Origin of the sequence: Nostoc sp. DedSLP03, from assembly GCF_034530815.1 — a bacterium.
Lineage (GTDB): Bacteria > Cyanobacteriota > Cyanobacteriia > Cyanobacteriales > Nostocaceae > Nostoc.
In genome coordinates this window covers 95,358-116,479 of the sequence record NZ_JAVRCK010000002.1, presented here as the reverse complement: position 1 = coordinate 116,479, position 21,122 = coordinate 95,358, and the positions used below count along the sequence as shown (strand labels likewise).

13 protein-coding genes are annotated in these 21,122 nt (G+C 42.6%); 3 read left to right on the top strand and 10 right to left on the bottom strand.

Annotated elements, in window-relative coordinates:
- Window positions 1-43: 43 nt before the first annotated feature.
- Complete coding sequence (locus RM368_RS01615; protein ID WP_322692420.1) at window positions 44-1,402, top strand: glycosyltransferase family A protein; 1,359 nt, start codon at window positions 44-46, stop codon at window positions 1,400-1,402.
- Window positions 1,403-1,666: 264 nt separating this feature from the next.
- On the opposite strand, the gene RM368_RS01610 is transcribed toward RM368_RS01615, so the two are convergent.
- The 8 genes from RM368_RS01610 to RM368_RS01575 all read right to left on the bottom strand — a co-directional run bounded on the left by RM368_RS01610 (window position 1,667) and on the right by RM368_RS01575 (window position 16,758).
- On the bottom strand, window positions 1,667-2,257 hold the full coding sequence (locus tag RM368_RS01610; protein ID WP_322692419.1) for a class I SAM-dependent DNA methyltransferase: 591 nt from the start codon (window positions 2,255-2,257) through the stop codon (window positions 1,667-1,669).
- A complete protein-coding gene (locus RM368_RS01605) occupies window positions 2,254-3,003 on the bottom strand; it encodes a PIG-L family deacetylase (RefSeq protein WP_322692418.1) in 750 nt (249 codons plus the stop codon). The genes RM368_RS01610 and RM368_RS01605 overlap by 4 nt, the downstream gene beginning before the upstream one ends.
- A complete protein-coding gene (locus RM368_RS01600; RefSeq protein ID WP_322692494.1) occupies window positions 2,993-4,117 on the bottom strand; it encodes an acyl-CoA dehydrogenase family protein in 1,125 nt (374 codons plus the stop codon). Before RM368_RS01600 ends, RM368_RS01605 begins: the two co-directional genes overlap by 11 nt.
- A gap of 593 nt (window positions 4,118-4,710) precedes the next feature.
- The gene (locus RM368_RS01595; protein WP_322692417.1) at window positions 4,711-7,002 is read right to left on the bottom strand and encodes an adenylate/guanylate cyclase domain-containing protein; all 2,292 of its coding nucleotides are present in this window, start codon (window positions 7,000-7,002) and stop codon (window positions 4,711-4,713) included.
- A gap of 15 nt (window positions 7,003-7,017) precedes the next feature.
- On the bottom strand, window positions 7,018-7,755 hold the full coding sequence (locus tag RM368_RS01590) for a DUF928 domain-containing protein (RefSeq protein WP_322692416.1): 738 nt from the start codon (window positions 7,753-7,755) through the stop codon (window positions 7,018-7,020).
- Between the two features lie 206 nt (window positions 7,756-7,961).
- Window positions 7,962-12,923, bottom strand: a complete 4,962-nt coding sequence (locus RM368_RS01585) for a CHAT domain-containing protein (RefSeq protein WP_322692415.1) — start codon at window positions 12,921-12,923, stop codon at window positions 7,962-7,964.
- A 1,037-nt stretch (window positions 12,924-13,960) separates the two neighbouring features.
- Window positions 13,961-14,302 (bottom strand): STAS domain-containing protein, encoded by a 342-nt coding sequence (locus RM368_RS01580; protein WP_322692414.1) that lies wholly within the window; start codon window positions 14,300-14,302, stop codon window positions 13,961-13,963.
- A 233-nt stretch (window positions 14,303-14,535) separates the two neighbouring features.
- On the bottom strand, window positions 14,536-16,758 hold the full coding sequence (locus RM368_RS01575) for a sensor histidine kinase (RefSeq protein WP_322692413.1): 2,223 nt from the start codon (window positions 16,756-16,758) through the stop codon (window positions 14,536-14,538).
- Between the two features lie 662 nt (window positions 16,759-17,420).
- Between RM368_RS01575 and RM368_RS01570 the strand changes: the two genes are divergently transcribed.
- Together RM368_RS01570 and RM368_RS01565 are read left to right on the top strand one after the other, a co-directional pair.
- Window positions 17,421-18,161 (top strand): DUF3865 domain-containing protein, encoded by a 741-nt coding sequence (locus RM368_RS01570; protein WP_322692412.1) that lies wholly within the window; start codon window positions 17,421-17,423, stop codon window positions 18,159-18,161.
- Window positions 18,162-18,186: 25 nt separating this feature from the next.
- On the top strand, window positions 18,187-19,278 hold the full coding sequence (locus RM368_RS01565) for an aromatic ring-hydroxylating dioxygenase subunit alpha (protein WP_322692411.1): 1,092 nt from the start codon (window positions 18,187-18,189) through the stop codon (window positions 19,276-19,278).
- Between the two features lie 196 nt (window positions 19,279-19,474).
- Here the strand turns inward: RM368_RS01565 and RM368_RS01560 are convergent, their stop codons facing one another.
- Entirely contained in the window at window positions 19,475-20,113 is a 639-nt protein-coding gene (locus RM368_RS01560) for a histidine phosphatase family protein (RefSeq protein WP_322692410.1), read from the bottom strand.
- A gap of 126 nt (window positions 20,114-20,239) precedes the next feature.
- Complete coding sequence (locus RM368_RS01555; RefSeq protein WP_322692409.1) at window positions 20,240-21,103, bottom strand: fructosamine kinase family protein; 864 nt, start codon at window positions 21,101-21,103, stop codon at window positions 20,240-20,242.
- Between the last annotated feature and the right edge of the window lie 19 nt (window positions 21,104-21,122).

Below are 21,122 nucleotides of genomic sequence, written 5' to 3'. Positions count from 1 at the left end.
TATTGAAAATAGAGTTACAAATATTAATAATTTCTGATCGTGGATGAAATCTTGTGTAGCTGCTCCTGGAGATGGAAAAATGGTTTTTATGGAAAGTAAACGCTTGCTCTTCGTTGCTGACTTTCCATCTGTACAGCAGGGTAAAGACTTTTCTCAAACTTTAGTCCAAATACCACCGTCACCGCATTGCGAAGTTTGTGTAATTGTTCCAGTTCGCAATGAAGCTCAGATGTTGGCAGCAACCCTTACTGCCCTGATACATCAAGTTGATTTACAAGGACAGCTTTTAGATCCCAGACGCTACGAGATAATTTTGTTGGCAAATAATTGTAGCGATGAGTCAGCAGCTATAGCCCGGAGTTTCGCCCAAGAACATCCAGATATAGCACTGCATGTAGTGGAAAAAACTTTGCCTCCTGCACAAGCTTATATTGGTCGAGTGCGTCAGATTTTAATGGATGAAGCACACCGCCGTTTGTGTAGCTTAGGACGCACAAGGGGAGTAATCGCTTCAACTGATGGAGACTCGCAGGTAAGCCCAACTTGGATTGCTGCCAATCTGTATGAAATTAACTGTGGTGCTGATGCTGTAGGTGGGCGAATTCTTGTTGAACGCACTGGTCGTGCGGGTCTACACCCTTACGCCAGAGCTTGCTATCTGCGAGAAGTGGGCTACCGCTATTTAATAACCGAGTTAGAAACTTATCTCGATCCCGACCCTGATGATAGATTTCCTAGACATTATCAACACTATGGAGCAAGTTTGGCAGTAACAGCAGAAATGTATGCACTGGCGGGAGGCTTACCACCAGTGCGGACTCCTGAAGATGTAGCTTTTTACCGTGCTTTGGTACGGGTAAATGCCCGTTTTCGCCATAGTTCTTTAGTGCGAGTAGTAACTTCGGCCAGACAAATTGGACGTACCAATGTTGGTTTAGCAAATCAGCTGAATGAATGGATAGAAATGGGACGGCAACAACAACCATTTGTAGTCGAGCCAGCAGGGGCTATCGAAACTCGTTTTGTTGCCCGCCGTCAATTACGAGTGATGTGGTGGTGCGTTCTTAATGGCTATCAACCAGATCGCAAGAGCGTCGTATCCTTGGCAGAGATGCTGGGAGTTTCAGTCCAATGGCTTTTAGAAAAATTAACCCAACCTTATACCTTTGGTCAATTGTTTGAACAAGTCGAAGAACGCCAGCAGTCAGAACAAATTTGGGCTTCGCGCTGGAAATTTGTGGAAATTGAACAAGCAATTGGAGACTTGCGCTTGCGTCTTGAGAGTTTACGGCTCAGTTACAGCAAACTCCACGGAAATTCGACCCAGGATGATTTGGAACTAACTAAAGAGCTTTACCCTACGAAAAGCCTAGAAAATGGGGGTCTTAAACCCTCGATCTAAGCGCGTCACAGAACAACCAATCACACAGAGCGTCGGGAGGAATGCGCGGTTGACGTAGCATTCGCTACGTCAACCAATCTCTTATCGGACATACAGACAACCTGTTTCTGATAAGCAATTCTGCGATAGCGAAGCGGTAGCGAGTATTCGAGCGTCGCGTCTTGATTCTGACGCCTTGGCGAAGCGTTTCCGGCTCCGCTCCTGAATTCTTCTTCAAGCGAAAAGTATTGCACGCTGTACGTGATAGCGTCGGCGTCGGGTAGTTTACACTCGCTCGAATAAATCAAGTCGATATTCTTCATCCCGTTGACCTTTTAAATGCCGCAGTTTATTTGGGGTCAACTCAAAAAAGGAATCATGAACTTCATCTCCACTCAATGGATAATCACGGGCATAAAGTATCCAATGAACTAAAAGTAGATGTCCTCCAGGTTCCAGGTGTTCCAGAATGTGCTGTTGGGATTTTTTCAGGTCTTCCCAGCACCAGTAATAGCCAACTTCTGAGACTAGGGTCAAATCAAACATTTCATCAGGATATTGCTCTGGGACACGCATAATCTGGAACTTGATATTGGAGAGATGCTGACAGCGCTCTTTTGCTCTATCCTGCGCCAATTTTGATACATCAACTGAGAGCAGTGAGTCACAACGTTCTTGCAGTTTTTCAGTTAAAACGCCAATGGAACCACCGATTTCAAATGCAGCCCGATAGCGCTCTTTGGGTAAAGCTGCGATTGTGGCAGCATATTTGTTAGCTTCGTAAACACTTGTCTCAAACTTCCACGGGTCAGGATTTTCGCTGTAGAGTTTATCAAAGTAACTAGGTGGTAGGGAATTAGATTGTAACGGGTTCATCGGTTTTCCTCTATATAAACTTCCCAAGGATGAGTAAAATTTGCTAACATTTCGGGAGTTAGGCGAAAGCCTTCTGGATCGTCATCAATTAAGTCTGTAGTTTGGGAACGATAAGCAGCGATCGCTTGCTGTTTTAACTCCACCACTGCGCTAATATTCAATCGCCAAGTTGTCACCTCAAGAGGTACTGGCAGACTCTCTCGTTGGTCAAAGTCCCAATCCCAAATCGGATACTCAATCAATCGGGGGGATAAGGGCAAGTCATTCAGCACTGTGTGAATTAACTTCCACGTCGCTCGGTGGTCTGTATGAGGGTCATATCGCCAGGGTAAAAAGATAATTTGTGGGGCGATTTCTGTAATGTAAGCACGACAACTAGCTACTGCACTTTGATACTGTGTTGAAATTGACCCATCCTGCATTCTACAGAAGGTGACATCATTCACCTCTACACCCAGCAATTTTAATGCTGATAGCGTTTCTGCTTCCCGCAGAGCTAGGAGTCTAGCTGCGGGATATTTCTGGGAACGAGGGTGTGAAAGACTACCATCACTGATGACTAACACTTGCACATGACAATTTAAAGACCGTAATAGAGCGATCGCACCTCCACAACCTAATGTCTCATCATCAGGATGGGGTGCAACAATCAGTACTGGGCTACAAGCGATCTCGTTCACTGAACGCCAGGGCAAAACATTATGATTGTCTAGTGGTAATGCAATCAAGCCAAATTCATTCATCATTCCAAAGTATTGAAGCCGGATTACTTTCATGCAAGACATATTGCCCGACATTTGCCAAGGCTGCATCAAAAGCAGGTTGACGCAGATATAGAGTCAAATCTCGGATAATTCGTTCCATCGGATTTGGTGGTAGTAAGCCGCGAGTTCCCACAGAACGTTGACACAAATGCATCACATCAATGCAAATTTGTTCAATTGCTGTCCTGACCATGTTGGCATAGGCGACGAGTTGGTTTGCTTGCGGGTGAACAATAGTGGGATCGCCACCAAACACTGGTGCATAGGCTGCTACTCGATCCGCAGCCCCCCGCAGCCAGAGATTACCACTTTCAATGGCGATCGCCATTCTGCCAAGCCGTTCCTGTTGATATGGATCGTTTGTATATTCCAACTTTTGTAGATACTGACGAGTTAGGTTAAACAGTGCTTCTGCTCCACCTAGTTGCACAGCAGCAAACCGAATTACCCCAACAGATAACCAAGGCTGTCGATAGTAATCTCCTGGCTGGCCGATTAAATAGCTCCGATCCAACTCGACACCGCTAAAATCCACTTTGTAACTAGCAGTAGCTCGCATCCCAGAAGGTTGCCACCAAGCGGGATCGCTAACTGTTGTCACTTCGTCCATTGGCACAATGCACATTTGCCAACCGCCCTCTGGCAATACTCCATTCACGAAAGGACGTTCAACATAGCCAGTACCAGTACAAAACGTTTTAGAACCTTCCAACCGATAACGCCCATTCTCACAAGGAATTATCTTCACACCATCAGAGGCTTCAGCATTCCAAACGCCAAATATTTTCTGGCGATCGCGGGCATCATCAGCGCAGCTTGCGATCTGTTCTATGGAACCAAAGGTCTGAATCAGTTGTAGGGCGTTGATATGTCCTTCATAAATTCGCCCAACTGCCAGATTGCCATGCCCTATCTGCTTTAATAGCATTAAAAGCTCGTAGGTAACATTAGCATCAATTCCTGCACCCCATCCGCCTAATTCTTTCGCTAATGGTGCAGCCAATAACCCAACCTTAGCAATTAGCTCAAACTCTTGCTTGGGAAAAGCAGTATTGCAATCGATTGCAGTGGCATTGTTTAAACAATAATCCGCAATTTCTGCGGCACGTTTGAGATCCAGAGCAATGTTGGAACTATGCCATTTTGGGATGACGACATTCTTTAATAATTGGATGCTAATAGCCGACTCCTTTCTGTAATATTTCTTTATATCTTGTTAATAATAATTAAATTAAATAAGTTAACATCTCTATCTTTTGTATGATTATATACCTAACAAAAGGGAGATTATTATATGCATAAATTATTTTTTGCGTAGGACAATGGAGTATACTTTAATTTTACCAGAATCACCAGAGTTTAACCATCAACTCTCATCTGCCAATATTAAACGTGCCAAATTAGAAGAATTTCGTTAAGCAGCGTATAACTATTGAGTTAGAGCGTATGATGCAACTTTTGAACTGATGGATGCGATATTGCTGACGCGAAACGCTTACAGTTTGGTAGATTTATTGCTATCACTGAATGTCTGCTTCATTAGAGTAGTGTTAAGTAGGGCGGCAGACAATACTTGTCGGGTTTTGGGGGAAGGAGAAAAGGTAAAAAACCCTTAACTTTTATCCTTGAGCAATTTCCCAACAATGAACGAGCCTAAAATCCTCTTCCTTCCTGCCCGATCGCAACTACTTAAATCTTACTAAGAATTACTTTGATTTCAGAACTTTTAGTAGTAAAGTAGATATAAAACAACCCATCTTCTATTGGTTTTTCTAAAACTTTAGCATAAATATCAACGCTTAATTCTTTTGAAGAATTTGGTGATAAAACTAATTTAATATTACTGAATAAAGAAGGGATGACATCTTTTTCTATATCCTTGGGACGTACCTCGGCTCCCTTAGTGGAAAGTTTAACTAAATTGCCTTGGAAAAGGGTTTTTTCAATGTGCTTTTCATCTAAAATTGTATATTCTATTGGTATTGCTTCAGCTAAGGGTAGCAATCTTTCTTCTTCTTGAGTTAGAAAGAGATTGTATTTTCCAATAATTCCCCTAACTTCGTAAATATTTATCGGTAGTTTAATTCCTTTTACTTGTACTTGCTTTTGTCCACAGATTTTAATAATTGACTCTACTTCTTTAAATGTCGATTCTGAAATAACAATCTGTCCTCCAATTGTATAGGATTCAATACGATAGGTGAGATTCACCTGGCCACCGACTACACCATATTTGGTTCGGATATAAGAACCAATATTTCCAACAACAACTTCACCGGTGTTGACAGCTATTCCCATTTCTAATGGTGGCAGATTCCACTGCTGCATCTTTTCATTTATATTCATCATTGCTAACTGCATAGCGATCGCACAAGCAATAGCCCTTGTAGTATCGTCTTCTTTAGCAGTAGGCGCACCAAACAACACTAAAATACCATCACCTGTAAATTCATCAATGGTTCCTTGATACTGGGTAATGATATCTGCCATTGATGCTAAATAAAAGTTGAGAATTTGAACAACCTTTTCCGGGGGTAATTGTTCCGAAATACTGGTAAATCCTCTTAAATCGGAGACGAGTATGGTGATTTTGCGCCGTTCGCCCCCAAGCTGTAAACCTTTTGGGCTTTCTAATAAGCTAGTGACTACTTCTTTGCTTAAGTAACGCCCAAATGTATAACGAATTTCTCCAGCAGTACGGGCGATGTAGACTGTAATCGCGATCGCAGATCCCAACAAAGCTAATAATGGTGGTACTACAGGTATCCACCAACTGGCGATAAAGGCTGTATATGTACTAGTCAATAGCACACCTGCTGCCAAAATGGGGCTAGTTATTTTCTGGAGGGATAAAAATTTTATCCCGCCTGCATATCGCCATTGCCAAGTTAGACTTGCACCCACAAAAGACCAGAGAAAAATCCATCCTATTTCTATTGGCTGCGACCAACTCTTAATTAGTGGGCGACCTACTGTAGCTGCACTGATAATTTGGCTAGCCATATTCGCGTGAATTTCTACCCCAGGCATAGGTTCTGGGGAAGTCAACAAACCACTACTATAGGGAGTGAAGAATAAATCCTCAAAACTCTCGCTGACGTTACCAATCAAAATAATGCGATCGCGTCCCCATTCTGGTGGTACCTTGTCTTCTAAAATATCTGTCATCGTGACTGTAGAAAAGCGCCTAGCTGGCCCCCTGTAATTTATAAAAATTTGGTAGCCACGGTCATCAGCTCGCACATAGCCGCCATCATTAGCGGCAAAGGGGATAAATCTTGTCTTTCCTAACTGCCAATTTTTTGTCTGTCCAGAAGTTTCTGGTGCAATGCCTTCGGCATCGAGATAAAGTAAAGCTAAATATAATCCAAAACTGTAAATAGTCTCTCCATTTTTATCTGTTAAGTAGAGCAAACTGCGTCTTACCTTTTTATCTGGATCTAAAACCAAATCATTTGCACCTACTTGCCCTTTATCTTTGAGTGCTGGTGGCGGGTCAATTGGCTCGCGTTGGTTATCTCCTACCACTCTTTGAATCCCGACTAAATTAGGGGTAGATGTAAATACTTTGGTTAATTCTTGATGTCCTGGTTCTACAGGTAAATCGCGGTAGATATCTAAACCAATAGCTCGTGGTTTCCTAGCTTTTAATTTTTGCAACAATTGAGCATACAAACCATCTGGAACGATTGGCTGACGAATTTTTTTCATGTCTGCAAGATTTACTCCCACAATGACAATTCGATCGTCGGGTGCTTCTTGGGGTCGCAGACGCATATATCCATCGAAAGCCTCTAACTCCCAAGGCTGCATTAAACCAGCAAAGCGTAATAAGATGACTACACCAGCCACACTAGGAGTAGTAATCAAAACACCGCGCCATTGCCACAGTAGCTTTTTCCACTTTCTCCAGATCATCTTTTTTATACCAAAATTAATTTTTCCGGGTAGCAAGGTAGCCGTTTTAACTTTGCTGTTCATCTAGCTGTACTGAGGTTAGCGATCGCTCGTGCAGCAGTCAAGGAAAGGTTCTTTGGCGATCGTTTCTAAACCGACTGATTGTAAAAGTTCTTCCCATTCAGTTGGCTTCTGGCGGCGCAATTGAGCAACGGTATTCAGTGCTTCCTGCCAAATTTGAGACTCTGCATAAATTTTTGCCTGTTCTAGAAGTCCTGCCCCAGCTAGCTGATTTTTCAGGGATGAACTTACTTCAGTACGCTGGAGTAATCCCTTGACAGATTCATCCTGAGAGCGGTCTTGAAAATCGCAAATCATCGTGAAGTACCATCGATAATACTTACCAATTTGGAGAGAAACATTTGCAGGTAATTCCAGTTTAATGATGCCGGGAGTACTAGGCAGTTTAAAAGTTGTCAGATAAACCTGATTTCCGGCTTCATCTGTCAAAGCCAATTCTCCAGATTGGGCACTATTTTCAGGAATGTACCAATATAGTGTGGGATTGGCTGCAATCGTTTTCCCAAAATTCTTTTTTGACGGCATCAAAGGCGTTATCGGTATTCCTCTCTCATCGATACAAGAAGAGCCACGCGTTCCTCCACCCAATGTTTGAGAGGGCGCTCCTCGGTCATCTACAGGTGGGAATTTGAGACTAACTTTCCACTCCAAGTCCGATGCCGATCGCCGTGATGGCAAGCTAGCAAAAGTGACAATGGTGGGAGAAAGTGCGCTAACAAGGATCGCTAAAAACAGAAAAGATTTTGGTAAATTCATGATCCGCGTAAGGACTTCTATTGAACGTAAATCTTTGAAGCAGTAAATCAGTCTTTTCAGAAGTATAGTTGAGTGCTGTTAGCGGATAGCTAAGGTTGAGCCAGTGCTGAGTCAACGAAGAGGACAAGGAGCAGGGGGCGGGGGGCAGGGGGAAGACAGAAAAAGATGATTCCAGTAAATTGGAGTGTTTATTTTCTGGAAGTCCCTTACCAGGGATTGCCGACGAGCGTGAAACCGCTCCAATAATAAGGATGAGCAAATTCTTTGTCTCCTATCTGTCTTAACTCCAGCGGTAAAGGAAAACTCTGACTCGCTGTTACCAACCGACCCTTCTCTAGTCGCACCTGACCCTTGAGCATTGCTACCTGTGCTTGCCGTAGAGCCTCTGCTTTGATGGGAGTTTCTTTCAATTTCTCGTAGAAACTTGTCATTAGTCCCATTGTGCTTTCATCGTTGACAGACCATAGACTGCCCATCGCTGATTTCACTCCTGCTAACACCGCCAAACCTGCAAATCCCAACTCCGCTTCTGGGTTCCCTAATGCTGTACGACAGGCACTCAAAACCAATAGTTCCACTGGTGGCTGACTTAATTTCAACTGCTGCAATTGGCTAATTAGTAATTTGCTATACCAAAACTCAATATAGGATTTATTGATATTACCAGGCTGAAAGTTGGCATGGGTAGAGAAATGGACAATACCAAACGTTTGTAAAGCGCGGGCTTGTTTGAGCTTTTCCACTGTGAAGTTTTCGTTAAGGAAAGACTTGCCAGGCCACAATTGACTGACGATTAAAGACAACTCTACTGAAGCTGCTGGTAAGGGCTTTTGATCGGGGAAGCGATCGGCTCCCATCGCTAAGACTTGCTGATTTCTCACATTTGCATAGCGAGTGTCAGTAAGTGATAGGCTGGGCATAAGACCAACGCTGTATCTTTCCACAATAAACCCCTGTCCGTCATGCAGGGCGGCGATGGGCAGGGAGCGTAAACCCGTGTCCATCAAAAAGCTAAGATTCGTGATTTTTTGAGCTTGTAAATCCTTTTCCAAAGGCCCAAGCAGCCACTTATAGAGCTTTTGAGCCAAAGCTAGATATGGGGGAGAGCGTTGAATGTTAGTGATAGCTGCTTGGAATTCTTGAGCGTTTTTGAGGACTTGCTCTCGCGTCGCTCCTTGAATCTGCCGTCTGATTGGTGTTCCAGAGGAAGTGACCATAACTAGTTCGAGCTGGTAGTTACCTTGAGCTTGTTGCGTAGTGGGTTGTACTTGCTGTCGGCGCTGCTCCAAACTTTGAGAATTGAACTCCCAAATAGGTTGCGGTTGCTTAATAGCCTCCTCTGGTTGAGATTTGGAGTCTTCCTCGGTTTTGGGTTGAAATAAGACATAAATCAGGGCAGATTTAATGCCAGTGGCTTGTTCAATTCGGCGCAATATAGCTTGGGCTTCTTTTAAGGTTTTGATGCGGACATTGCTGATGCCCAAATGGTTCTCAAAAGTCTTGGTGAAGGCTTCTTCCAGTTGTGGTAGGTTGGTGTCCGTTGCTGGTGTGGAGGCAAAGGTTACTTGTAGTGGCTGGGTAACAGGGAAGGGATTGCTGAGATCGACGGGATTAAAGTTAACAAGTGGAGTCTCAGTTGCAGGTGGTGGGGGGATAATAGAGATTTTCCCGCCAACGATCGCACCAGCTGTACCATTTACCGAGGCATTGCCAATCTGAAACGGATTTAAGCTGCCTCCCCCATGCCGGATCGTGATGTCTCCCCCACCATTACCCCCAAGGCTGGAAATGCTAGCCAGACCGTTGTTGCTGTCGGTGAAGGTGTCTGTGACGCGGAAAAATTGTCTAGCAGTGATATCTATGTCACCACCTCTACCGTTTTTCCCACCTTGGGCGTTAATCTGGGTAGCTTGAATGTCGCGGCTGGAGTCAAGGGTGACATTGCCACCGTTGCCGAAACTACTGCTGGAATCAATTGCGCCAGTGGTAATATTGGTGGCAGCTTTGGCGATGATGGCACCACCGTTAACTCCTGAACTGTTCAGGTTGCCCGTAGAAATGGCATCGCCGCTTTCGAGAGTGATCGCTCCCCCATTCCCAGTTGTAGAACTAGTGTTGAGAGTTCCCGCACTGGTATTGATATTGCCACTGGTACTGGTTATTCTAATCTCTCGACCTTGATTTACCACATCGCCAGTAGTAATATTTTGGTTGGCTTGCAGGTTAAGGATGGCATTGTCGGCTCCTGTGAGTTGAAATCCACTAGTGTTGATGGAACCTGAGCCAAAGGGCGATCGCAAAGTAACCGGATCGTTGAAAGTCACATCACCTGCCAAGGTAATGCTACCGCTGCTGTTATCTCGCCCGATCGATATTTGAGAAAAGCCATTTTGCCAGGTGTTTAATTTACTGGCATTTAGATTTAAACGGGCATCGTTAATGTTGCCACCCAAGGTAATGCCTAAGCTAGGAGTACGAGGCTGCAACTGAAGGATACCAGTACCTTTGATTTGGGTGGAGCCAAGGAAGTTCATTTCATCAGCAGTGAGGGCGATCGTACCACTGCCTGTTCCAGTGGGGTTAATCGAACTGTTCTTAATGCTAATTCCTTCTGTGCTGTTTCTACTAGCGCCATCTAAGCTTATATTTCCTGTTGCCGTCGATTCCACCTCTGCGCCGTCTTCCAGTAAAATGCCGAAGTTACGATTTCCCTCTCCATTACCGCCAGTACCCATGAGGTTGATATTTCCATTGGCTGAACTGACTTTGGAATTGCGACCGATATATATCCCCTCACTAATATCAGTCCCGACTCCGGCAATCCCCTCAAGATTAATTGTCCCCGTCTTAGTCGCGGTGATGATGCTACTGTTTACTTCAATGCCGTCGTTGTCGCTACCTCCTCTGGCGTTACTAGTACCTTGGAGTGTAATCTTTCCAGTACCCGTGGAACTCACCAGGCTATTGTTAAGCTGAATCCCGTTGTTATTGTTTCCATTCCCGTAGCCTATGCCTGTTAAGCTGATATCTCCATTTTCAGCCATGATGCTGCTATTATTCAGCCAAACGCCTTTCTGTTCGCTCGCATCAGCGTTGTTTCCCTGACCTTTAATCGAAATATTGCCAGTACCAGAGTTGATAGTAGCTCCATTAAGGCTGACTCCAATGGGATTTGCTGCTGTTCCTTGTGTCGGTTCGTTTAAGGGGTTACTACTACCGCCCAGAATTATATTGCCTCCATTAGAATCGATCGCAGCACCGCTTTTGAAGGCGATCGCTCCTCCATTGATCCCGTCTCGATTTGCATTGAGGGTGACATCCAACTTCCCCACACCACTGGCTGTTAGCTTGGCATTTGAGTTGATAAAAATACTGTTATTAGCTTCTAGCGTTAGATTTGCATTGGCAGTACTCGTTGTGCCGATGTTGGCATTGATGTTGATATTGCGATCGGCAGCTAATTTCAAGTCAGAACCGCTACTCCATGAGATCGGATTGCTGACTGTAATATCTCCTTTACCAGCCAAACCCGATGTTGTCGAAACGGTAACATTACTCAAAGCTAGTTGATTTTCTAGCGTAGTCGAGTTGAGATTAGAAGAGGTTGTGGTGGTGTCAGCAAATATACCTTTACCGAAGGTCATACTGTTGGTATCCATCGCGCTGCTGATGGTGATATCAGTCGGATCTAGCAGGAGCGTGCCGACTTCCCCCGCAGGCGAGAGCAAATCAACTAAGCCTTGAAATAAGAGCAATCCCTTGCTAGATACTTCTACTAACCCGCCATTCCCAGCATTAAGCCCGCCGATGGCGTCGATTTTACCAAAGAACTGAGTGTTATTATCTGACCAAACGATCGCCCGACCGCCATCACCGTTTCGCAGGGCGTTAGCATTAATTACCGAATCACTACTAACAAACGTCTGTGAGGCATTGGGCAAAATACCTTGACCTTTGTAGTCTCCCCCAATCCGAACGATGCCGCCACCAGCTGTGCCAGAGGCATTAATGTTAGCACCAATCAATCCGACGCGATCGCCCAAGACGTTTACTGTACCACCTGTCTGCATAACTTTTGTATTGGAAACATCTAGGGTTCCAGAAGCGATCGTAGTTCCTGCGGCAGTTGGGATAGTTGTACCAGATCGTGTTAACTGCACTGTGCCAGCATCTAAATTAGGTCTTACACCCAGATTGAGTCCCTTAGCCCCTTGGGTTAACAGCGTTGGCAAATCCAGAGGGTTAATTGCTAGGTGTTGGTCTGTTGTATTTCTTGGTAGTTCTAGCTCTAAACTCAGCAGGTTTCCCGCTTGAGAGATCCGAATCAGGTTTGTCCCCGGTACTGCTGCAAGAGTGATATTGCCGCCAGGTGCGCTCAATGTAGCCGTATTGATAATACTCCCACCGATTAAAGCCAGATTGTGTTTTTCTAAAACTGCCAAACTACCAGCATTGATAATAGTCCCAGGATTGGCGAAATCAAAGGCAAACCCAGAGGGATTGCCATTTAAATTTGAGTAATCATTTTTACCGACTGCATTAAACCAAAAGCGATTGTCAAAACCAATTGCTGTAGCAGTCGTTACTGTAAAGTCAGCCGGAAGGTTAATTTGGGCATTCGGCCCAAAAATGACTCCTGCTGGATTCATGATGAATAAGTTGGAATTTCCTCCAGTTACCTGAATCAATCCATTGATGGTTGAAGGATCTCCACCGACAACTCGTGTGAGAATATTGTGAATATCGGGATTCGAGAGAAAATTGGCAATCTGCTCTTGATTGAGTCCAAATTTCTCTAAGCTGTGAAATAGATTCGCCCGATCGCCAGAAAGTTTACCCCCTTGGATATCGATGCGATTACCTTCTTGAGTTACAACTGTCCCTGTCCCATCATTAGCTGGAACAATCGATTGTCCAAGTACGGGTTTGGCAGCAATGCTCCCTAACCAGAAGCATAGGGTAAGCACGATCGGCAATGCAGCATTCTGACTTCTAAACACCAGTGGCTTTTGCTGACAAAAACGCTGTAAGTAGCTTGCTTGCCCCAAAGGGTACAAGTGCGCAATTACCGACGCTCGATGACTCGCTAACGCTGCGCTAACGCTAACGCCAACGTACTGCCTTACCAACGGACTATTTCCTTTTGACTTTTGATTTTTTCTGTTCACTGCCAATTCCCCAAGCTTAAAGTTGATAATTCACTTGGAAATAAAAGCCATCATCTATGAGCGTTATTGCTATGTGCGATCGCCATAATTCTAGTGGTGCGCTACACAAACTTTTCCTCGTAGCCAGCAGAGGGGAAAGAACACTTGCGAACTATCTTCTTTTTGTCCAAAGTCCAAACAGTAGATATCTTTAAAATAGTATCATTCTAATATAAGAACATTAGAGAATATTTTTACACAAATATATGAGCAACATACTGAATTATCTTGAAGGCAATCCTAAAAAACAAAGTTTTTGATTAGTTTGGAATATGAACAATTACAACAATTAATTTTAAATACCCAATGATTGTATCATGAAAAACAAGCTTTATTAGAATTGAAAAAAGTGAAAATTATTGTTATACGAGGAGGTCGTAAACCAAAACTATCTATTAAAGAACAAATTATTTTAAAAGGCTCGACCTTAACTTCTCACGAATACATACTGCGTTGTCTTGTAGTCTAAAAATTTACTTTATAAATTGTCTCTTAATTAACGTAACCAATAATTAGTGATGAGCAGATGGGGTCATTAGCTTCATCTATTGTTACATTTCATACCCTAAAACCAAGTATGTCCTTTTGGAATTTAGCACGCGATGTGAAACAACAAATCGCTACGAATATCCAGCACAACGAGCTATTTAGTATGATGCTAGCGTCTGGACTAGCAGTGGCAACAAAGAGAATGCTCTGAAATCAAGTACTGGCAAGTGTTGGAGTCACTAAGCTTTGTTTAGTTAACATTTACGATCGCTACGGGGTATTTCAACTCGAAGAAATTAATGCTGTAGCTTCAGCATCGGTGTTTCCAGGTGTTTTTGTGGTTGAGGCATTAAGGTTTCAGAAAAATATGTTTTTTAATTTTATATTTTCTGAGCCTTCACTCAGTCAGGAAACGATCGCGGCACTTGCAGACGATGCTATTGTCTACCTAGTTGATGCTTGTGCAGATTAGAGTTTCTACCAGCGTAAATTTGTTTTTTTGCTAGTAACTAGTTGAGTTTCTGTAAGGATTCAGAATCATATTCATCAACTACAAGCAAGCTTTGATCAATTCCAGTTTTTTTGAGTGTTTCCAAGACCATTTCTTGCGGAGCAACTATGTAAATATTTGCATTAGCATCTATTGTTTGTTTAGCAAAAATAAGTACTCGTAGACCCGCACTGGCCATATATTCTAAGTCTTGCATCAACAACACGAGGTGTTTTGGATGCTCAACTGCTGCTTTCTCTACCTCTGTCTTGAAAATGGGTGCAGTCATTGCATCTAATTCTCCAGACAAAGTGATTTTAGCAACATCATTGACGATTTCTAGTGTAACGCTCAAAGCCATAACTTTTTCCTCTATCTCTATGCTTATTTATTTGAACCTATTCGTAAGATTTTAATGTCGGAGATAATTTATCAACAAGTAATTATAGTTAAAATATTGCTGAAAATTGGCGTTGGAAACATAATTTTTGAACAGGTGATGCCTACTTTGGGCAATGCCTACGCGTCAGGGACTTTCAACTCAAAAAAGATCCCATCGCTTTGTAGGCAGAGGAGCAGGGAGATATTAACAGTCTATACTTTGACGACGCTTTCAGGAGCTTGTTGCCGGATAGGCACTTGAATTATGAAATTAGTGCCTTGCCCAAGGCTAGAAAAACATAGCAATTTCCCACCATGCTTTTCCGTAATGATTTGGTAGCTGATTGCCATACCCATACCTGTTCCTTTGCCTACAGGTTTGGTAGTAAAAAATGGATCGAAGATCCGCTTTTGAACCGATTCTGGCATTCCTTGTGCATTATCAGCGATCGCAATTTCTATTGATTGTGAATCAACTACTGAAGTGCGGATAGTCATTTGACTGGGATTTTCTTGTATCTGTTGAGAGGTACGCTTGATGTCTGCTTCATCAAGGGCATCGATTGCATTTACCAAAATATTCATCAATACTTGGTTGAGTTGACCAGGATAGCATTCCACTTGTGGCAAGTTGCCATAATCTTTAATAACTTCAATTGCTGGACGGTCTGGTTTATCTTTAAGGCGATGTTGCAGAATCAAGAGCGTACTTTCGATACCTTCATGAATATCAACTGTCTTAAATTCCGCTTCATCCATACGCGAAAAATTCCGCAGCGATAGCACAATATTACAAATTCTTTCAGTCCCCATTTTCATCGAAGACAGCATCTTTTGTAAATCTTCGACAAGAAATTCTAGATCGATTTTCTCTGCTAATGCTTGAATTTCTGGGTCATGACTAGAATGGCGTTCTTGGTAGAGATAAATTATCTGTAACAAGTTTTCAGTATATTCATCCAAGTAAGTAAGATTGCCGTGAATAAAGTTGACTGGGTTATTGATTTCATGAGCAATACCTGCTACCAGTTGACCCAGACTAGACATTTTTTCACTTTGAACTACTTGTGCTTGGGTACGTTGCAATTCACTCAAGGCTGTTTTCAGTTCAACAGTCCGTTGTTCGACTCGCGCTTCTAGTTCTGCATTACTATTTTCTAAAGCCACAAAGGATTCGCGCAATTGTCCTGCCATGTGATTAAAAGAGTGAGCAAGAGTGTTGAGTTCATTGATATTCCCTTCTTCGAGTGTCTGTTGTAAATCACCAAATGCTATTGCCTGGGTAGTCTGATTCAAGCGCAAGATAGGATGGGCAATCCAACGCGAGGTAAATATGCCAATCGTTGTTGCGACTATCAGCGCCCCAAAACACAGCAGGATACTAATTTGGGTGTTTGCATGGATTTGCGCCATGTAAGTTTTTTCCGGAATACCAACTACCACTAACCAGTCCAAACCATGTTGGTCTCGCCAAGGTACAATATGCACATAGAAATTTTCCCCTTGAACATTAACTTTCAGTTTTTGGGTATTGGTAATCGACTGGAAATTTGGAATGCGCTGCTGAAGCTGCTTGGCAATGTTTTGTACCGCCGGATTGGGGCTGTCGATCGCTTTCAGGCGTTTAATTTGGTTATTGACTACAGTAAAAGGCTTTTCTTGAGCAGAATTGGCAACCAACATACCATCACGCTCCATAATAAAAACTTGTCCAAAGTGGCTGACATTTAATTTTTGTAAAAATTCACTGAGTTTCAACAGGTGAATTTCAGCCCCGACAACACCAATCAGTTTTTTGCTGGCATCATAAATCGGACGACCTGCCGATGCCACAATATAGGGGGGATAAGCAGGATCGTAATAAGTATAAATGCGAACCCAGATAGGTTTTCCGGCTTTTACAGGTTCAGTATAGGCAAGTTCATTGACGGTATCCCAAGTACTGGTTGTCATCACTTTGGTTGGGTTGCCATGATTATCTGTTAAGTAAGTTTTCGTATTTTTCGGCAGACTTGGAGTTTTGATTGCGTTATCATCGATTGTCACTGTTTTGCCATCGTAACGACCGGCTCCAGTTCCTTCTCCAGTTGCTAGGTTCAAGCTGATAAAGGTTAAGTCATAGGCTTGCATTTCGTGCCAGAAATACTTACCAACCTTGAGGCGATCGCGCACATCCAGCAATCCCATGCTAATTGCATCTGCATTTAACTGGATAACTTTATGGGGAATCGACAGGTAAGCATCCAAATGTTGATTTACTTCACCACTAGTTCGTTCCATCAACTGATCCGCCAGATCGTTCACCGCTTTCTCGCCATTTTTAAATGACACATACCCAACCAGTCCCACGATGGCAAAAACTTGCAATACGAAAGGAACGATCAGAACAAGGTGTAATGAAAATGCACGGACTTTGCTAGATGAATGTATCTTCATGAGTGGTAAATCTTGGTTCGCTCAGGTCTTGGCTTAACCTAGATTACCCATCACAAACTTCATACTATCAAATACCAGAAAAATCACTTAGTTGTATTTATACTTTATTCAGATAATTTGTGCTTCATCTTCCTGAACTTTATCCTCAATCAAGCTCGTTCTTTGCTTCTGAAAACAAGATAAATACCTGTGTGTTCCGCTACTTGGGATATTTAATCTGATTTACTAAGTATTAATATTTAGTAAGTAAGTTTACTTAAATATTAATACTTAGTAAATGTTTCGTTATTGAAAGATTACTTTAATAATCTTAATGAAATATAAATGTTTATAATGATTTAATATCTAAAGTAATAAAATTCAAGCTTCTTGGATTCCAAAAACCAAATTTGGCATTCTTGATTGCCAAAAACTTCATAAATTAACTATTTGCAAGTTCAGTCCTGATATCGGTATTCAGCAATCTTTGGTAATCAACCAAGCTAACTGAGTATCAATTTTCCCTTTGCTGTAATTAGAAATACTTGGTAATCAGCCCAGTGAAATGCGTATTAATTTTACGTATCAATTTTGCTTGGTTTTGATATTGCCGCTAGTATCACCTTTTTGATATTCACAGCAATTTTTGAGACAAATCGACCGAAACTACTTCAACTCTTGAAATGACTAAAATTGTGAACACATTCGATCGCCTAACTCAGCAGTTGAATCAACTGCTCGCTCAGGATTACCTGGCATTTAGTATTACAAACAATCCTGTTGCACAAATGCTCAGTCAAGCAAGCTTTGCTCAGATTGCTTATATCATGCAGCAATATTCGATTTTTCCAAAGGAGTTAGTGGGTTTCACAGAATTAGCAAGACAGAAAGCGCTGGTAGCAGAATGGGACATTGTAGCCCAAGAACTCAAAGAAAACATTGCCGAAGAGATGGGCAAAAGTACACAAGGAATTTCTCATTACACGCTTTTAGCTGAAGGGTTAGAACAAGGACTGAATGTTCCTGTGAAGAACGTAACGCCATCGATCGCTACATCCAAATTGTTAAGAACTGTGCAATCGATATTTGAGCAACAAATACCCTATGTATTGGGGGCAACCTATGCGATCGAGGCAACCTCAATTCCAGAATTAACTCTGATCGTGCAACTTGTAAATTGGTTGCTGGAAGGAGCAATGCCCAAAGATTTGGAATATTTCTTTAGCAAACATTTAGATGAGTGGGAAATTGAACATGAAGCGGGCTTGAGAACATCTCTGGCAGCGTACATACAACCCGAACAATTTGGAGAGTTTGCAGCAGGATTTCGGGCAACGATCGATGCGATGGAAGCTTGGTGGCAGGAATTAGCACAAGAGGCAATCTCATCTGGGGTTGTTCTGAGTACAGCGATCGCTCAATAGCACTGATTAAATAGAATTTAACAATATGATCTCGATCCATCCTTCATTTCTCGATCGCACTTCTAGTACCAATCAACCAAAATTTGGACTACCCGGTGATTACTACTTTAGCGAGCGAATTTTTGCTTACGAGCAGCAAACTATCTGGCGTAACACCTGGCAATTTGTAGGACGTGAATCCGATCTACCTAATCCTGGGGATTATTTAACTTGCCAAGTTGGCGATCAACCCATGTTCGTGATTCGCGATAATAATGGTGAATTGCAAGCAATGCACAATGTTTGTCCGCATCGCGGAGCGCAGATGTTGCAAGGGCAGGGTCATTGTCAACGGGTGCGTTGTCCGTATCATGGTTGGAACTTCAATTATGAAGGCAATCTTAAAGGTTTACCTCGCGCTGAGTGTTTTCCCAATTTAGATAAGTCGGCTGTCTATCTAGCTAAGGGACGAGTAGAGACATGGGGCGGCTTTATCTTTATTTGCTCAGAAGCAGAAGGCGAATCATTAATCAGTTATTTAGCCGGATTCTCAGACTATTTAGAGCAATATCAGCACTCCTGGCAAGAACTTCAGCAGGTCGATCGTTGGTTTTATGAAGAGCCAGCCAATTGGAAATTTCCCATTGAAAATTATCTAGAGTGTTATCACTTGTCAGTTGTTCATGCCCAAAGTTTAAAGTGTTTCGACCCGAAGAATATTATTTATACTCCAACTGGGCGACACTATCAGATATTTGTTCCTTTTACAGATGATGAATTTGTCAAAGATCACCCTGCTTTTGCTGGAGAACCAAGGGGACAATCGTATCAGGGCTTCATCTTTCCTAATATGATGGTGAATACTGCAAGAGACAAAGTTTCAGTTTTTCGGCTGACTCCTTTATCTCCCACAAGAACTAAGTTTGAGGTTTTTATTTATCAAACAAAAGCACAGATGGAAGCATTTCCTTATAAGCAAGATGAATTTCGACCGGAATTTGAGCGGGTGTTAAATGAAGACTTTGGGGTGGTGCGATCGCTACAAGCAAGCGTTCATTCCAAAGCTTATGGTGTACTTCAGTTTGCAGATATTGAATATGGAATTTCTCACTTCCATCAAGTTTTGTCGAAGTACTAATTTGTCATCAATTGCAACCAGAAATTGTTTATTTTTTATCCCAACGCCTACAGCGGGCGGTTACGCCATCACTCTGAAGGCGGGCAAAACAGTGCCTTCCAGTTAAAAAATAATTGTAGGGGTGCAAGGTCTTGTGCCCCTACAAATCTAGAAATAATTTAGGATAATTTATTTTTTGCAAATCCCTAAGAGACTATTATGTTCCCGGACGAGAGCGAATACGATCGGGTATATGATGGCGATCGCCTAATATTTCTAATAAAGGGCCATTAACGTCAAATTTAACCATACTTACCGAGGCGACCAAAATATTCACCCGATAGCGATAGCGTCCCAAATCAATTCCCAGTAAACTGCAAAGCATAATCCGAATCGTGGCTTTATGAGAAACTACTAAAACATTACCTTGGGGATGTTTTTCTTGAATTTCAGCAATTACAGGCATAGAACGGTTAGCAATATCTACCGCAGTTTCTCCACCTAGTGGTGCATTCCAAGCTGGTTCTGTCACCCATTTTAGATAATTCTCTGCGTAATTCTCTTGAGCAAACGATTTACTCTTAGTTTCCCATTCGCCGTAACTACCTTCTCTAAGTCCGTCACGCAACTGCATATCTATACCGATAGCATCACAAAATGGCTTGGCAGTTGCAATTGTGCGTTTCATTGGGCTAACATAAACCCCTTCCCACTTCAATTGTTGATAAACATCGGCAAAAGCAGATGCCATCTCCATCCCCTCTGTTGTCAACTCCGCATCAGTTTCACCGCAGAAATTACCACTTTGACTAAAGGTAGTTTCTCCATGTCGCAGTAAATATAAATTGAGTGTCATAACTTGTATCGCGATTGGGATAAAGGAGTTTGTGCAAAGATAAACTACCATCATCTCGCAATCGAGTCTGTGACACTAGGACAAAGTAATCAACCAAAAAAGTCAATCAACCACAATCCCCATCCCTTATCGTAAAATCTGGTCAATCATCCTATTGGCTTGCGAATCGTAACTACCCCCAAATAAATTGAAGTGATTCAAAATGTGATACAGGTTATAAAGCGTTTTTCTTTGCTCATAGCCTGCATCTAACGGAAACACCTCGTTGTAACCCTTATAAAACGCTGCGGGGAAACCACCAAATAATTCGGTCATGGCGATATCAACTTCTCTATCCGCAAAATAAGTTGCTGGATCGAATATCACTGGTTCCTCCGATGCAGTACACCCAGCATTTCCGCCCCATAAATCGCCATGTACTAAAGAAGGTTGCACTTGACGATCCGCCAATAGTTCCGGGATAGCTGCTAGTAACTTGTCTTGTTGGGGAAAATTACCTCTCCGTCGTCTTGCCAACTGAAATTGATAACCCAAGCGATGTTTAATATAAAATTCTGTCCAGTCTGCTGTCCAAGTATTAATTTGGGGTGTGGAACCAATGGTATTGTTAATTTTCCAACCAAAAACTTGACTACTGCTAACTTTATGCATCGCCGCTAACTTGCGCCCCATTTCTTGCCATGAATTGCTGTTACCGCTACCAAGTTCCAACCATTCCAGAACGATGTAGCTAGAATTATCAGCAGTACCCCAGCAAATTGGTTTGGGAACGCGAATACTAGCTGTTGCTAGCATTTGCTCTAAACCCAAAGCCTCAGCTTCAAACATTGCAACTTGGGATGCAAGATTTTGTTTGACGAAGTAGGTTATCTCACCATTAGAGACAGCATAACCTTGGTTGATGCACCCGCCACCAACCGATCGCCTTTGCTGACTTTGAAATTTTTTGCCAGTCACCTGGCTAATATGGGTGTCGATTTGAGTCCACATGATTAAATTGGGGAGTGGG